Origin of the sequence: Anabaena sp. 4-3 (genome assembly GCF_001597745.1) — a bacterium.
GTDB lineage: Bacteria > Cyanobacteriota > Cyanobacteriia > Cyanobacteriales > Nostocaceae > Trichormus.
Map to the genome: position 1 here is coordinate 1 of NZ_LUHJ01000046.1, position 16,863 is coordinate 16,863.

Annotated in this window: 11 protein-coding genes and 1 pseudogene; 10 read left to right on the top strand and 2 right to left on the bottom strand. The window is 39.0% G+C overall.

From position 1 onward, the window contains the following. A pseudogene (locus tag A3775_RS24635) lies at window positions 1–885 on the bottom strand (hypothetical protein); the annotation flags it as partial. 99 nt (window positions 886–984) lie between these two features. After that, a complete protein-coding gene (locus A3775_RS11940; RefSeq protein WP_231866995.1) occupies window positions 985–1,608 on the bottom strand; it encodes a hypothetical protein in 624 nt (207 codons plus the stop codon). Window positions 1,609–1,696: 88 nt separating this feature from the next. Between A3775_RS11940 and A3775_RS11945 the strand changes: the two genes are divergently transcribed. The 10 genes from A3775_RS11945 (at window position 1,697) to A3775_RS11990 (ending at window position 16,846) form a co-directional block, all read left to right on the top strand. Beyond that, window positions 1,697–2,251: a thermonuclease family protein gene (locus tag A3775_RS11945; RefSeq protein ID WP_066425064.1), complete on the top strand. Its 555-nt coding sequence runs from the start codon at window positions 1,697–1,699 to the stop codon at window positions 2,249–2,251. A gap of 562 nt (window positions 2,252–2,813) precedes the next feature. Further along, a complete protein-coding gene (locus A3775_RS11950) occupies window positions 2,814–3,062 on the top strand; it encodes a DNA-binding transcriptional regulator (protein ID WP_066425065.1) in 249 nt (82 codons plus the stop codon). A gap of 14 nt (window positions 3,063–3,076) precedes the next feature. Further along, window positions 3,077–6,370: an Eco57I restriction-modification methylase domain-containing protein gene (locus A3775_RS11955; protein WP_066425066.1), complete on the top strand. Its 3,294-nt coding sequence runs from the start codon at window positions 3,077–3,079 to the stop codon at window positions 6,368–6,370. 5 nt (window positions 6,371–6,375) lie between these two features. Continuing rightward, complete coding sequence (locus A3775_RS11960; RefSeq protein ID WP_066425068.1) at window positions 6,376–6,966, top strand: hypothetical protein; 591 nt, start codon at window positions 6,376–6,378, stop codon at window positions 6,964–6,966. 17 nt (window positions 6,967–6,983) lie between these two features. Beyond that, window positions 6,984–10,280 carry a helicase-related protein gene (locus A3775_RS11965; RefSeq protein WP_066425070.1) on the top strand — a complete coding sequence of 1,099 codons (3,297 nt, stop codon included), beginning with the start codon at window positions 6,984–6,986 and terminating at the stop codon, window positions 10,278–10,280. An 89-nt stretch (window positions 10,281–10,369) separates the two neighbouring features. Next, a complete protein-coding gene (locus A3775_RS11970; RefSeq protein WP_066425072.1) occupies window positions 10,370–14,185 on the top strand; it encodes an ATP-dependent RecD-like DNA helicase in 3,816 nt (1,271 codons plus the stop codon). Between the two features lie 84 nt (window positions 14,186–14,269). Then, a complete protein-coding gene (locus A3775_RS11975; protein WP_066425074.1) occupies window positions 14,270–14,692 on the top strand; it encodes an EVE domain-containing protein in 423 nt (140 codons plus the stop codon). Between the two features lie 74 nt (window positions 14,693–14,766). Next, on the top strand, window positions 14,767–15,366 hold the full coding sequence (gene yidD, locus A3775_RS23545; RefSeq protein ID WP_231866992.1) for a membrane protein insertion efficiency factor YidD: 600 nt from the start codon (window positions 14,767–14,769) through the stop codon (window positions 15,364–15,366). Window positions 15,367–15,469: 103 nt separating this feature from the next. Then, a complete protein-coding gene (locus A3775_RS11985; protein WP_066425079.1) occupies window positions 15,470–15,982 on the top strand; it encodes a hypothetical protein in 513 nt (170 codons plus the stop codon). A gap of 72 nt (window positions 15,983–16,054) precedes the next feature. Beyond that, window positions 16,055–16,846: a cold shock domain-containing protein gene (locus A3775_RS11990; protein WP_066425082.1), complete on the top strand. Its 792-nt coding sequence runs from the start codon at window positions 16,055–16,057 to the stop codon at window positions 16,844–16,846. The last annotated feature ends 17 nt before the right edge of the window (window positions 16,847–16,863 follow it).

The window sequence follows — 16,863 nt, forward strand, 5'->3', positions numbered from 1 at the left end:
CTTTGGTGGCGGTGGTGGTGGCGGCGGTGGCGGTGGTGGTGGCGGCGGTGGTGGTGGCGGCGGGTCTTCTTGTGGAGGCGGTGGCGGTGGGTCACAGTTCACTCCCACTGTACAAGCATTTCCCGCTTCCGGCGAGGGAGGTGGTGAAGATGGGGGATTGCTCCAATTTGTTGTTCCTCCAGTTGAAGCAATTGAAGCAATTGAAGTGTAGACTTGGAAATTAACTTGATTTTGTGGTTGACTTCTCCACTGAATAGCCGATATTGGGTTGACTACTGATTGTGCTTGTGGCGGATAAGCCACATATAACTTACCTCTTCTACAAACTATTCCCCCTCCTGCGGTTGCTCCTGAAATTGAAAAAGCTTGATTATCAACTATTATCCCTAAAGGCTGGGGATTTCCTAGTCGAACAGATATAAAGCCACACTGATTAGCCCTAATATTCCTTGCAGGGCTTGATGATAATAATCTAATAGTTTGTGCGCTAGAAGGCGTTAGCCCACTAATCCAAATTGTTCCCCGAACATCTTTCCAAATTTCCCTTTCAGCTTTAATCTGTCCAGCATTACATCTAATATCCTTTATTGGAATATTGGCATTATTCTCAAAGCCATAAAATTGATTAGCCTTCACATCATGAATTTCAATTTTATCGCTAGCTTTAACTTGAGTATTATTAGCAATTCTTAAAATCCCACAGCTATTAGAAATGCCACTCCTAATTAATGGCATTCCACCCAAATTTAGAGAATAAGATTTTGATGGCTGCAAACCCCTGATACTAAAAAAACCATCAGCACCAAGATAACCACTCATTTGAGCTAATGCGGCTGATGGTAATCCAGCAGCAAGTAAAGCAATAAATATTAAAAGTCTGTTCATATCTCATCTCACCCATAAAAAAGCGATACCTTACGGCTGCTGTAGGTATCGCTTACTCATTCCTAGAGGAAAAATAGCGATCGCCCCACAAAAAATTACTTACCAAGATGCAGGAACATAGCCGTAAGGTGTCCCGCCAACGGTTCTGCAAAGTGGGATGCTCCCAGCGTCAGGAAGGGAAGCAAGAGTATAGCTAGTTGAGCCAACCAAGAAAGATGATGGTAGTGTCTGTCCACTGCTGGGGCGAAGTATACCAAATCCGCAACCATTTACAGTTACATTTCGATTTACAGCAGAGGGAAGTGATACAGCTACAGCTGCCCCTGGAGTTTTACCAACAATCACTATTTGATTATTAGGAGTTTTAAAGTTTGCACTTCTAGACTCTGAAAAGCTTCCGCTTACGCAAGTAGGTAAAGTTTGTGTTGGAAGTGTAGAGCTATCAATTGCAACTCCATCTACTTCTAAGCCTGTGTAGTCACCGGATGCCGGAGGACTAATCCGCACCTCTCCACAAGCACCAGCCAAGCGCGCTACAGGTCGAGGACTACTACCTAGATTTACTTGAATCCGGCTTCCTGGAGTGGCACTAAATACTACTACTTGATTAGCTCCATCCATTGCCTTATAAGTTGTTGCGCTGTTATAAGGAATCGCCAGAGCCGGCGAGGAAGCTAACGCAGAAGCCAATAATCCTAGTGGAAGAATATTTTTTATGTTCATCACATCACATTGACAATTGATTGGACTGAAATCATCTTAGAAAAAGCCAATCAATTTGATAAGTGGTGAAAATAGGTAGGAAATTCACATGAAAATGGCATTAAATTACAAAACAAAAATTTATATTGGAATTTTATTCAGTACAATTACTGCGCTTGTTGGCTGTGAGAAATTGTATGCTGACAACCGAGTTTTACCAACAACTGAAATCTGGCAAGTTGTAAAAGTGTCAGATGGCGATACTCTCACTATCCGCCAGACAACCGGACAACAGAAAAAGGTTAGACTCTGCGGTATTGATGCACCAGAATCAAAACAGCCTTTAGGTCAAGAATCAAAGCTTAACCTACAAAGATTAGTTAATGAAGTGGGCGGAACTGTGATGGTTGCAGAAGTTGAACGCGATCGCTATAACCGCCTCGTCGCCGAAATCTTTTCCTCTAAGAATGGGAAGGAGAAGAACTTTAATGAGGAACAATTATCATCCGGCAACGCCTATTTATATAAACAATATGCGGGGAAATGCCCCAATAAATTGGCTTTTGAAAGTGCAGAGCAAATCGCTAAATCTAAAAAGTTGGGTGTGTGGTCAGGTAACTATCAAAAACCTTGGGACTATCGCCGACAACAACGTAATAGATAAGCTCATGTTTGGTTAAGATAATTGCGATCGCTCCTTATTCTTAGAGGAAAAGTAGGAGGGCGATCGCTCCTTATTCTTAGAGGAAAAGTAGGGAGGGCGATCGCTCATCAAGCTATTTAGTCATTTAGGCTTCATCCATCGCACTTTTCAATTATGGAAATTTGATAAAGACGAAAAAAAATTAAGTTCGGTAAAGCTACGGCATTGGTACAGCCTTAGCCTTCAGTATTTACTCTGGTGAAGATGGAGTAAAACCAGTATCGCCGCATTAAAATATTAGTTGCCTAAATGCTGCTTATTACCATAGAGTCAAGCATTCGGTTCAGCCTTGTCAGCAAACAAGCATATTACGACTCAACACTATTGACCGCATTTTCACTGAATTGTATCAGCCGCCTCATTCAATCTGCTTGCTTGGTTTACATAAATTTGTTGCACAAGTTTAATCTTCTTATCACAAAAAAATACATGATGTAATTATACAAGCCTTGCCATTACGCTTCAGTACGGTTAACATTACAACTAATATGTCACTTGCTATATCAAGCAGTTGGTAATATAAATGACCATCAAAAAACCTTTGGTAGTCAAGCAACCTGAAATTGGGGGGCTAATTCGGAATCTGCGGTTGCTGACTGGCCTTACTCAAGAACAGTTTGCAGCATATCTGGGTGTGACATATACCACGATTAACCGATGGGAAAACGGACGCTCTAAACCTTCACCTATGGCTATGGAGAAGATTGAGCAGAAGCTACAGGATTTGGGTAAACAAGGGCAAGATTTAAAGCAGAAGTATTTTGGTAGTTAAAGGTGTAGGGGAAGATGCCAGAGCGTTTATTGCAATTGGATGATTTATCAAATATTCGTAGTCCTGAGAAAATTGCAGCCCTATTTCAAAAACTGGGTTACAACGCTGCTGCTCAACCTCTAAATATAGATGACTTACATTTACCAGCCCGTAGCACTGAAGCAATTTATGATTCATACCTGATTGCTGATCAGGGTAACGGCGAACTGCAAGTATTACTGTTTCAGTTGCATCCAGAAGAATGGACTTCTAGCAATGCCGTTAGTAGTCGCATGAGAGCGATCGCTAATGTTATCGGTCAGCGTGCAACTGATTTTTTGCTGTTGGCGACGAAGGATTTTAACCAGTTGATGTTGGTGAATCCTCGCAAGAATTATGATAATAACCTGAATTTAAAAACCAGCATCCGCAAGTTATTAATTGATAGCACCAATCCCACTAATTATGACCGTGACCGATTGGAAGCAATAGCGGTTAGGGAGCAATCACCCCAGGAGCTATACAAAACCCACTGTGAAGCGTTTGATGTTGAGAAGTTAACCAAGTCTTTCTATAAAGGCTACAAGCAGATATTTGATCAGGTACAGCAAGCGGTTAAGAAATATAATGATGTTCCTTACTTTGCTGATGCTGACAGGCTACACCAGTTTTCACAGCGTCTTCTGGGACGCATCATGTTTTTATATTTCCTCCAGAAGAAGAGATTTTTAGCTGGTGATTATCGGTTTTTGACAACTCGTTACAAGGCATTGAGAACCGAACCTGATGAAACCGATTATTATGCACAGGTGTTAGAACCGTTATTTTTTGAAACCCTCAATCAAGACCGTCCTGGTTTGGTGCATCGTTGGGGTGAGGGACAAATACCTTATCTCAATGGTGGTCTATTTGATAGAGATTATGGCGAGGGAATAAAAGACGCTGCTGGTAGAGAAACACCACAAACAATTACTTTACCTAATTCCCTGTTTGACCCCGGTGAACCAGAGAGTATTTTAGGTTTTTTCAATAGCTATAACTTCACGATTGCTGAGAATGTAGCAGGTGATGAGGATGTAGCAGTTGACCCAGAGATGTTGGGTAAAGTGTTTGAAAATATGCTGGCTGCTGAGGAGAGGGGACAGTCAGGAACGTTTTACACCCCGCGTGGCATAGTCCAGTTTATGTGTACTGAGGTGTTATCTCGGTACTTGGCAGATGCTACAGGTATGAGTCTGGAGGCTATTAGGGAATTAATTGAACTTGACCCCGATGCACCAGAAAGTCACTTAAGGCAACTGCTCACCAAGGAACAAACTAAGCAGTTAAAACAGGCACTAAATGAGGTGAAAGTTCTTGACCCGGCGGTGGGTTCTGGTGCTTTTCCTCTAGGAATGATGCAGGTGATTTTGGCGGTACGTCAAGTTATCGCCCGTCGTGAGGGTGTACCTATTCAACGGGGTAGTTTGGCGATGAGTAAACTAAAACGCAAAATTATCGCCAACAATCTTTATGGTGTGGACATTAAACCAGAGGCTATAGAAATTGCCAAGCTGCGGATGTGGTTGTCGCTGGTGGTGGATATCCCAGATGTAGACGATGTAGAACCACTGCCCAACCTGGACTATAAGTTAATGTGCGGTGATTCTCTCATTAGCACTATTCACGGCGAAAGGTTAATACCTGACCCCACTAAAGAACAGCAGTTAATGTTGGCAGTAACACCCATTCAAATGGCAATCCAACCACTGCTAGAACTGCAACGCCGCTATTTTGATGCCCAAACTGAAGAAAGACACGAGTTGCGATCGCAGATTTTACAAGCTGAGGCTAATGTGTTTCGCACTGCTGTAAATGACCGTCGCCAATTTTGGGAAGGTAAACAGCAGGATTTAGAACGCAAGATTAAGGCACTAAAGGGTAAGGTTTCTAAAACTCAGGAGAAGGAACGAACTGAGATTGGTAGCAAGTTAATGGAGTTGGATAGTTTTGCTGCTGATGTGGAAAGTGGGGAGCGTAGTCTTAATTTCTTCCAATACCATCTACATTTTAATGATGTGTTTAAGGATAAGGGCGGTTTTGATGTGGTGATTGGTAATCCGCCTTATGTAAGACAGGAGTCCATCAAGGAACTAAAACCAGCACTACAAAAAGAATATGACTGTTACACCGGGGTAGCTGACCTCTATGTTTATTTCTATGAGCAGGGGTTTAATTTACTTAAATCTGGTGGTCATTTATCCTATATCACTTCTAATAAATACTTCCGTGCTGGTTATGGTGAGAAGCTGCGGTCATTTTTAGGGGAAAAATCCAAGGTAGAGGTGCTGATTGACTTTGGTGATTCTCCAGTGTTTGAGGCGATCGCATACCCTAGCATTATTTTGGTGAGTAAGAGTAAACCAGATAATCATCAGGCATTGGTGTTGAATTGGGAAGCGGGGAAAACTGTTGAAGAGTTTAATTCGGTGTACAAAAGCCACAGTTTTTATATGCCTCAGAAGGAATTAGGGGCTGATGGTTGGCGGTTAGAATCTCCGGCTGTGTTGCGGTTGTTGGATAAGTTGAGAGGTGCTGGTACTCCGTTGGGTGAGTATGTCAATGGTAGGTTTTATAGAGGAATTTTAACAGGTTTAAATGAGGCGTTTGTTGTTGATAGAGCGACACGGGATAGGTTGATTGCTGAACATGAATCATCATCTGAGGTGTTGAAACCATTTTTGAGGGGACGGGATGTTAAGCGGTGGTGTGTGGATTATCAGGACTTGTGGCTGATTTTTACAAGAAGGGGAATTGATATTACAAACTATCCTGCTATTCACGATTATTTATTAACATATAAAGGGCAGTTAACTCCAGGTATCAAAGGAGGTCGAAAAGAGGGCAGTTATCAATGGTACGAAATACAAGATAATATAGCTTATTATAAAGAATTTAAAACTCCTAAAATCTTATATCAAGAAATTGCTACATTTCAAGCGTTTGCTTGGGATAATTCTCACGCATACTCTAATAACAAAACGTTCTTAATACCCAACGCTAATTTTTACCTTTTATCACTACTAAATTCAAAAATAGTTTGGTTTTTTTTAAGTTATGTAGCTTCAAAATTACAAGGTGGGGCTTATGCTATGCAAACTCCTTATGTATCACAAATTCCCATACCCACTGCCCCCGAACCAGAACGCCTAGCTATAGAAGCCTTAGTACAAAAATGCCTTGATGCTAAAGGTCAAGGTGTAGAGGAGTGGGAAGCAGAAATAAATGATAGGGTAGCTCATCTTTATGGGCTGACTGCTGAGGAAATGAAGATTATTAGAGGTATGTAAATATTATGGATAGCAATGAAGTTTCTAAAATATTCAATAATGATTTGGATAAAAAATCAAAAATATCTGAAAATAATGATAGCTCGAATCAACCTGATAAAAGTATCCAAGTAGATGAATATGATACACAATCAACTTCTCCTAGCCTATTATTAAAACTAGCAATATGGGGATTGTTGTATTGGATATGGTTGAAATTTTCAAGCGAACTTAATCAAACATTAACTGATAGCCTAGCATCAATGTTTATTATTGCTTGGGTAATTGGATTAGTTAAACCTAATTTAGCTGTTAGTTTTGGCTTCCCAAACGATAGACAAACAATTAGTAAAATTTACACAACCCTGATTTCTTGTATAGCTAGTATTAATGGGATTATAGATTTTACTGACCCACTAGGGTTAAATGGCATTCAACATGGGATTATGAATTTTGTGATTGATATCTGTTTATTTACGTTTATTTATCCCAAAGGCACTATATTAGCTTCAGTTATAGAAGAATCAAATAGTAATCGTTTAAACGTAGGATGTGGCTTCATTTTATTAGGAGTTATATTATGCGGAACTGTTGGTATTTTTAGATTTGTATTTTAGAATTGATTGTTTATAAAATGCCTCTACCAGACTACATAGACAACTCCCGCCACAAACTGCAAACCATCCTCAAAACCTTAATTGAGGATGAAAACCAAATTATCCTTGACATCGCCACCGGATTTTTCCGCATCGAGGCATGGGTACGCCTGGAGGCTGCCATGAACCAACTAACCAGCCTGCGGTTACTCATTGGACGTGACCCTACTATTAGACCAGCAGAGAGCGATCGCATAGACTTAATCCGCTACTTCCGCCGTGACATCCAGCAGCAGTTAGAGGATGAGGAATTTAAGCCAGAGTACAAGCAACAGATTGACCGGATGATTGCGTACTTAGAGCAAGACCACATCCAGGTTAGGTTATATGGGGCAACGAATGGGGAATTTTTACACGCCAAAGCTTATATATTTGATTATTACTCCATAGTTGGCTCAAGTAACTTCACCCCGGCGGGGATTGATACCAACCGTGAACTAAATATACTCAACAAACATCGAGGCATCGCTCAAGATTTGCGCCATAACTGGTTTAGTGAGTTTTGGAATCACGAGAGCGTTGATACCGACTACAAAACCAAACTAATTGACGCGCTCAACGCCTCCAAATTTGGCAGTAAAGCATATACACCATATCAAATATTTCTCAAGGTACTCTACGAACTGTTTAAAGATGATAGCGTCATTGGGGAGAGCGATCGCACCTCATTAGAACTAGCCAGTTTCCAGCAAGAAGGATTTGAAAGAGCAGTCAGACTCATAGAAAGACACGATGGCTGTGTTATTGCTGATGCTGTGGGTTTAGGTAAAACCTTTATTGGATTGCGGCTACTGGACTATTACCTAATTAAACTGAGGAAACCGAGATTTGTGCCTCGTGCTTTGGTGGTTTGTCCGGCGCAACTTAAAAAATTAGTGTGGGACAAAAAACTAGATGAATTTGGCATTAAAGCTGATGTAATTTCCCATGAAGAAATCAGCCGTCAAAGCTTTAATGTTCAAGATTACGCCCGTTATGACATCGTGGTGGTCGATGAATCACATAATTTCCGCAACAGTGCCACCAATCGCTACCGTAATTTACTCAAACTGGTCAGTAGTGGTAAACGAAACAAACGGGTAGTGTTGTTGACAGCTACCCCTATCAATAACAGTATATTTGACCTTTATCATCAGATTTTACTTATTACCCGTGGTGGTGAAACTTATTACAGAGAATGGGGTATTTCTAACCTCAAGACTTATTTTAAAGCCTTAGCTAAAGGTGGGGTAGAAATTACAGAACTCCTCATGCAAACAATGGTGAGACGCAGCCGCCAGGATGTGATTAGAAGGCAACAAGCAGGTGAAGAAATTCGCATTAATGGTAAATTAATTCACTTTCCTAAACGCCAGTTAGAACAGTTTACTTATAACTTTGAGGATAGCTTTGCTGGACTGTATACGGGGATAGCCACTCAGATTGACAAGATTAACTTACCTGCTTATAACATTAAGGCTTTTAAAAAGCGCAAGGATAAAGGGGAAGAAAATGAAGTTAAGCGCAATGATGCCCTAGTTGCCCTCCAAAAAGCATTATATTTTAAACGATTTGAAAGTTCACTATTGGCTTTTAAAAATAGTATTCGCAACCAAAGAGACTTTCAGACTAATTTTTATCAAATTCTGACTCAACAAGGAAAGCTATTAGATAGTAAAAACTTTCGCAAGTTAGTATTAGCTGCTGAAACAGACGAAGAAGAAGGTAACTCAGTTAATGTCATTATTGGATCACTAAGTGAAGTTGACCCGAAAGACTATGATTTAAACAAACTTCAACAGCAAATTCAAGCAGACTTAGTAATTTTAAACAATATTATTATCACCTTAGAAAAAATTGAATCCTCAGCCACAGCGAATACAGACTATGACCGTAAGTTAGCAGCATTCAAAGAACTGCTCAAAACTCAACTGCAAGGTAAAAAGATTTTAGTATTTAGCTACTTTAAAGATACGGCTGAGTATTTATATAAACAATTAATTACAGATACAGCTTGGTTATCCCAAATGACGGTTAACACTCAAGCCCCTGTGATTGAGTTATTGACTGGTGCAACCCCCAGTAAACAACGGGAAGAGAAAGTTAGACGGTTTGCCCCTAAAGCTAATGTTCAAAGTGATAGTGATGAAGAATTAACTCTACTGCAACAAAACCCAATTGATATTCTTGTCTGTACAGATGTACTATCAGAAGGTCAAAACCTGCAAGATGCTGGGGTGTTAGTTAACTATGACCTGCATTGGAATCCAGTCCGTATGATTCAAAGGGCAGGACGCATTGACCGCTTAGGCACTGATTATGACGAGCTATTTATTTACAACTGCTTTCCAGAACAGGGACTAGAGAAGCTATTAGGGCTAGTCAAAAGATTACAAGAGCGCATCGCCACCATTGACCGTGAGGTAGGGCTAGACGGTAGCGTACTAGGTGAAACTATTTCTGGTAAATCATTAGACGAACTGTACAAACTCAAGATGGCTGACACCGATGCAGAAAAACAAGCCATTTTAGAGGAACTAGAACAAGCATCTGATTTGGTATCCCTAGATGAGATGAGATTACCCCTACTAGAGTTTTTACAACAAGCAAGCAAAGAACTAATTGATGATATCCCCTTTGGTATTCATAGCACCTGGAATAAACCCATACCCCACCCCAACGTTCCTGATGGGGGCATATTCTTTGCTTTTCGGGTACAAGACAAGCACTTTTGGCACTTTTACCCACGGATTAATGACGCTATTTCTCTAGACCCTACGAGATTAATTAGCGACAAACGCACCATTTTTAACTGGCTTAAATGCCAATCCTCAGATTTTCCCAGACCCGACGAATTACCACCAGTTGAGTTTGATAACCGCATTTTCTCTGTTTTAGAAAGAGCTATAGGCAATCTGTTTAACTCTTTCCAACAACAGCAGACAGCTAAAGGCATTAAACCGCAAATGACCAAGCTTTTACAAAGTATTCATCATGCCCTCACTCAACCTGATTTATTTACAAGTGAACCAATTGATGAAGAAGCCAAGGAACGGGTATTAAAGGTAATCACTACCGTTAATTCTCGTAGTTATGAGCGAGATATTAAGGCGATTTGGGAGACGTTCAAACAACATAAAAATGTCAGCTTACTCATTTCCGAGTTAGATGAATATTTTGTAGACAGTGACCAATATGAGGAACTTGCAGATGACCAAGACATAAGACAAGCAGAAATTATTCAGCAAAAAGACATTAAGTTGATTTGCTATGAGTGGTTTAAACCAGATTCTTAGAGGAAAACTTAAAGATGCGATCGCCTTCTTTGCCTAATTAAAACAAAAACTGAAATCCACTAGAAATATAGTTATTTAATTTCTGAACAATGAACACCCTAAACAAATCTAATTATCCTCTGCGTCATATTTCTATTCGTGTTCCCTGGCATGATAATGGCTGGAATGGAACAGTATGCAAAGCTCCTCAACTAAATAATGCTTGCTTAAAATTAAAAAATATTGCCCAAAATAGAAATGATGATGCTGAAACTGCTGTTGCAGGCCAATCTATTCAAGATTTGCAGCCTAATCAATTACCATGCTGTGTAGCAGAGCGTGGCACTTTTATGGCTGACTTCGAGTATACTAGGACAGTTGTTCATCCCTATGCGAAAACATCGCCAGATACTCATGGTCATTTTGAACCGACACCAATAAGACATTCTCCTTACTCAGCACTTGCAATCCCGTTTCAATGGATGCTTTCCCAGGATAATGACCTGGAACACAAGAAAAAAGAATATCATTTAAACATCAATCTTGAATGGGAACCAAAATTAAATTTTACAACTGATTGGGTTCAAGACTATCGTAATCAACTTCCCTTATTAGATTGCTTTTTTCGACATATACGCCCTGAAGAATCACTCTGCTTTTTTTATGCTAAAGAAGTACCTTTTGTAGAAGATTCTCGAAGAGTAATTATTGGTGTAGGACGAGTCAAGCATATTGGCTCACCAATTGAGTATAAAAATACAAACCCAGAAAAACTTCGCTGTATGCTCTGGGAACGGTCAGTACAACATTCTATCCGTCCAGATTTTAAAGATGGGTTCATTTTACCTTATCATCAGGCTATAGAATTTGCCAAAAAGCATCCAGAATTTGATCCAGCAGAAATTACTGCCTTTGCTCCTGGTGATAGAATTGGAGAATTTTCTTTTGGCGCAGAACACGTTACACATGATGGAGCGATCGCAGGTTTACTGGCTTGTGCTGAATCTTTGAACAAAGCGAAAAAGCATATTCCTGGTAACTGGGAATCTTGCCTCAAGTGGATTGATGATCGTCTAACAGAAGTTTGGAAAATGCGTGGACCTTGCCCTGGATTGGGTGCAGCTTTAAGTGCTTTTGGTATTGAATTAGGTACTTTTGTGGCTAGAAACATCGCTGCAAAGCTAGAAGAGAATGAAAATCCATGGCCACTAATTGATAAAGTTTTTGTAAATCCAAAAGCTTACCTTCCCCCTCAATTATCTTCTCAAATTGGCAATATATTACAAAAAGCTTGGCAGAATTTAGAGCCAGAGCGATTAGCATTGTTAAAATTACTGAGTCGCTTTGAAATTACATCTGAGCAAGCAAAGATTTTGTATGTCAAAACAGACAGAGAGAAAAAAGGAATCATTTGTCAAGATTCCGAATTATTGAATAATCCTTACTTAATTTATGAATTAACTCGTCACACTACAACTAATACTAAAATCAGTCTATTGACTGTAGATCGTGGAGTTTTTCCAGATAGTTGCATTCAAGAAAAACATCCACTACCAAAACCATCAGCTATTGATACGGGGATTGATGAGCGACGCATCCGGGCATTTACTGTTGAGATTCTAGAACAGTCTGCAAATCTTGGAGACACTTTAGTATCTCGAAGTGATGTCATTGATAAAATTCGCAATATGCCAATTTCTCCTACTTGTGAAGTAACAGAAGATACTATACGTGTTGCAGAGGAAAGTTTTTTATCTCACCCCAAAGCCATTGAGTTAGTAGAGATAGAGACAATTGATAGTAATGGTGTGAGAAGCCCGGAAAAAGCATACCAGTTACAAAGATTATCAGAAATGGGAAGGCTCATCAAGAACTCTGTCCGAAAGCGCATAAAAGGTAAAAGGTTTGAAATTAAAGAGAATTGGCGAAAATTATTAGATACTGAACTCGATAAGCAAATAAATGTAGCAGATATAGTAGAAGAAAAAGCAAGGCAAGAAAAAACAGCATCTCTTCAAGAAATTGCCGCATCACGTATTTCAGTTTTAATCGGATCAGCAGGTACAGGCAAAACTACTATTCTTTCTGCTCTTTGTAAGCAAGCTGAGATTGCTTCAGAGGGAATTATTTTACTAGCACCTACTGGTAAAGCCCGGATTAGACTACAGACAAAATCTAATGTTCAAGCTTATACCATTGCACAGTTTCTTTATCGTTGTCGTAGATATGATAATGAAACTCAAAGATATTTTTTATCTACCTACCCTGCCATTTCTGATGCACAAACTGTAATTATAGATGAAGCGTCAATGTTGACTGAGGAAATGCTGGCAGCTTTGCTAGATGCTGTTAAAAGCGTTAAAAGAATAATTTTAGTAGGAGATCCGCAACAATTACCTCCTATTGGGCCAGGTCGTCCCTTTGTAGATATTATCCATGAAATACGTAAAAATATTCCTGATATTGAAAGCCGTTTTCCTCGCGTTGGTAATAACTATACAGAGTTAACTATTAGCCGTCGTCAAAGTAATGACAGAGACGATGTAAGGCTGGCTAACTGGTTTGGTGGTCAGTATATTCCACCAGGAGAAGATGATATTTTCAAATTGTTTGCAGAAACAGCCCAGTCAAAGCATTTAAAGTTTATTTCCTGGAAAAATCCAGAAGACTTTCATACAACTTTACTTGATGTATTAGTTAAAGAACTTAATCTTAGTGGGATAAATGATGCTCAAAAATTTGATGAGTCTCTTGGAGGAGTACCTTACGGCAATTATGTCTACTTTAATCCAACATCCGCCAACGCGATAGAACAATGGCAGATATTATCTCCTGTGCGTAATTTAGCTTTTGGAGTTACAGAAATTAATCGCTTAATCCATAAAACATTTAAAGCCAGAACTATTGAAACCGCCAGAGGTGGCTTAGAAAAGCAATACTACAAAAGACAAATTCCTAAACCAATGGGAACAGAAGAAATTGTTTATGGTGACAAAGTGATTAATGTTGTTAACCATAAACATAAGGATATTTATCCTGACGATGCAGATGCCTTAAAATATATTGCTAATGGAGATATTGGTATTGTAGTTGGACAATTTAAGAAAAAAACAGATAAAAGAAATTGGAAACCGTGGCAGTTACAAATTGTCTTTTCCTCTCAAGTTAAACACAGTTATGAATTTGATGACAGGTATTTTAATGAGGAATTTAATAACACCTTAGAACTAGCATACTGCTTGACAGTACATAAAGCACAAGGTAGTGAATTTAAGAAGGTAATAGTAGTATTACCTAATCCATGCAGGCTACTTTCCAAAGAGCTACTTTATACAGCATTAACGCGACAACAGGATAGTGTTATTATCCTTCATCAAGGAGATTTGTCTGAATTGAAAGTATATGCTTCTGATGCGTTCTCAGAAACAGCGAGCCGGTTGACAAATTTATTTGAAACGCCTTGTCAAGCTGAAATTTTCTTTGCTCACCTAAAATCCAAAGATAATCTTGGTCACTCAGAAAAACGTTGGTTGGATGATCGTCTAATTCATAGAACCATTAAAGGTGAAGCTGTACGTTCTAAGTCAGAAGTAATTATCGCAAATTTATTACATCATCACAAAATTGATTATGTTTATGAACAAGCATTAAAAATTGGCAATATCACCAAATATCCAGATTTCACAATTGAAGATTCTGAAAGCGGCATAACTTACTATTGGGAACATTGTGGTTTACTTAATGACCCAGTTTACCAGCAGAGATGGAACGCAAAAAAACAATGGTATAGAGAAAATGATATCTTGCCATATAGTGAGGGCGGGGGAACAAGGGGAACTCTTATAGAAACTAGCGACGATGTTCATGGCGGTATTTCCTCACAAGAAATTGAAAAAATTATTCAAGATGTAATTTTGGGGTATTAGTATGCGATCGCCCAGTCCCCCAAATTCTTAGAGGATAACCAAGCATCGCCCCCACCAAATCAAGCGAGGAAACACCAAACGACAATGGCATACTGGCTATTTCAAGGCAACCCCAAATATTACCGCATCATTGAAGGTATCCGCGACTTTGAGCAGATGCCGTGGTTAGCAACACGCTATGCCAAAGACATGGCGGCTGGTGATGGGGTGCTGATTTGGAAAGCTGGGGATAAGGCGGGGATATATGCCATAGCAGAGATTATCGAACCACCCAAAATCATCACTAACCCCCCTGACATTGGCTACTGGATAGATACCAGCCGCATTGGTGTTAAACCTTGCGCCAAAATTCGCTTTACCAGCAAGTTGTTAGAAAAGCCACTGCTACGCGACGACCTCAAGCTTGACCCTGTACTCAAGATGTTGATGGTAATCCGTCAGCCTAACTGCACCAACTACAAGGTGACACCACAGGAATGGCAACGTGTACATGAATTGAAAGGATAACGTTGCTTCCCATTCTTAGAGGAAAACTAAGCGATCGCCTAACTACTGTATTAAAATTACATCCACTTAAATTTATGAGTCAATACCCAATCCAGCCATCACCTTCTGGCGATACCAAAAAAGCCATATTTCAGAGGTTAATTATGCGTTATTTTGGTAACGTTATCAGCAAGATATCAGTCTTCAGTATTAACTTTTATCAACAATATATTTCACCTTACAAGGGTTATTGTTGCGCTCATCGTATTTTCCATGGCGGTGATTCTTGTTCTGAATATGTCAAAAAAACTTTTTTAGAACAAGATTTGGCTCAAGCTATTAAACTGTCTCAAAAGCGTTTTTATGAATGTGGAGAAGCAGCAGAGACATTAGCTGCTCAAAAACAAACTCAGCCCATAAATCTAGTATCTGCAAATGTACAACATAGAGCTTCACATTTACTGAACCGAAGAGCGTTTATTTACTTAATTATTCCAGCTTTCTTCACTTTTGGTTTAGCAACACCAGCATTGGCGAGTAGAGGGAGAAATTTTGGTAAATGTATGTCCGCAGCGTCGAGATCGTCTGTTAGACAAGACCAAAAAGACGGTAAATGTGGTAATGAGCCAGAACTTTATTATGGTTTATGTTGTTTAGGTATAGTTGGTGCAGCCATAGCAAATGAAAGTAAATAGCTAAAACTAATCGTTAATTCTTAGAGGAAACACCAAGCGATCGCGCACTGTAATCAGTGTCACTCATTCACTATAGATTGTAGTTTATCAGGAAATAATTACCATGATGCTTGAAAATGTCAGTCCACAAATGCAAAAAAAATTTGAGATATTAGATGAAATGATAGCAAAAGGTTATATAGAACCTGTCAAACCTTTCTTCAGTTGGCTGCCTACATTATGTCATCATCCAAATAAAACTTCTAATTTCCACGATGCGCCTCAAGAACTCAAGCAACAATTTAATTTTATGTTTTCTTGGTACGCATTCTTTTTAGGAATATTTGCGTTTACTCAAACCAGATTAGAAAAAGATTATTTAATATACATTAGCATTGTTATAGTAATAATATCTTTTATGCCACCAACCCCATTTGATACAGGGTTTGGAATAGGAGCTAGCTTTTATTTTAGTCAAGTTTTTGTCTTCAGCCGCTATTATCAATATAAAAATCATGGTAGATGTCCTAGCAACAGAAATACATTTTCAACTATTTGCATTTCGTTGATATATGGGTTTCTTCTGTTAATAGTTAGTGGTATTATTCAGATTATTCTTTATCCTGATGTTAACTAATAGTGTAGTGATCACAAAATATAAATTCATATTTTTAATGTATCAATTAAGTTTAGGAGAACGGTTTGGTTTATGATGATAGACTTTGGCAGTATCAAAACATACAATAATGATAGAGGATTTGGGTTTGTCGGTTGTACTTTTTCTAGTCCTAGTGGAAATGTTTTCTTCCACATAAAAAAAATCAAGAAAAAATATCCTGAATTAGCCGATAAACTGGACAATAGAGAAACTGATGTTGAAACAGTCAATTTCTGGTATAGAATTGAGATAAACGAAAAAGGACAACAAGTTAGTGAGCTTTGGCTAGGCACACAAGAGATACGTCAAATATACGCAGATGAATTACATGGCTTGATCCAAAAAGTAGAGAGCATCTGGAAAAATGTAGAATCTCCAAAACCTAGTTGGCTTGACCTTGTAACCATAGAGTTAGTCGGAGTTGAGCGCAAGCATGAACTAAGTGGTGAGCGAGATAACTTAGAGACTCAACTTAGAGAGGCAGAAGAGGAGCAAGGTAGGCAGGCAGAAGCTCTACGACAAAATGAAATTAGAAGAATAGCTAATGTTCACAATAGAACAAAAGAGGAAGCTGAAGAGCTAGAGCAACTATTAGCAGAGATGCGTCCTTTAAATTTTAAACGTAGCAAAGACCTCTCAGCATATATTGTAAGACATCAACTTGGTTATAGATATCCAAATATCTCAGGCATTGTAAGAATGGAAGATGAAGGTAGAGAATGGGATTTTCATGGGGGATTTCCTACAGATATTTATAGTATTATTTGTGACGAACTTGATTTAGATAATCAGGGAACTACTGCTAGAGCAATAAAATTTACATCATTTAAAAGTCTCTATTAAACAAATCAAGAATAATG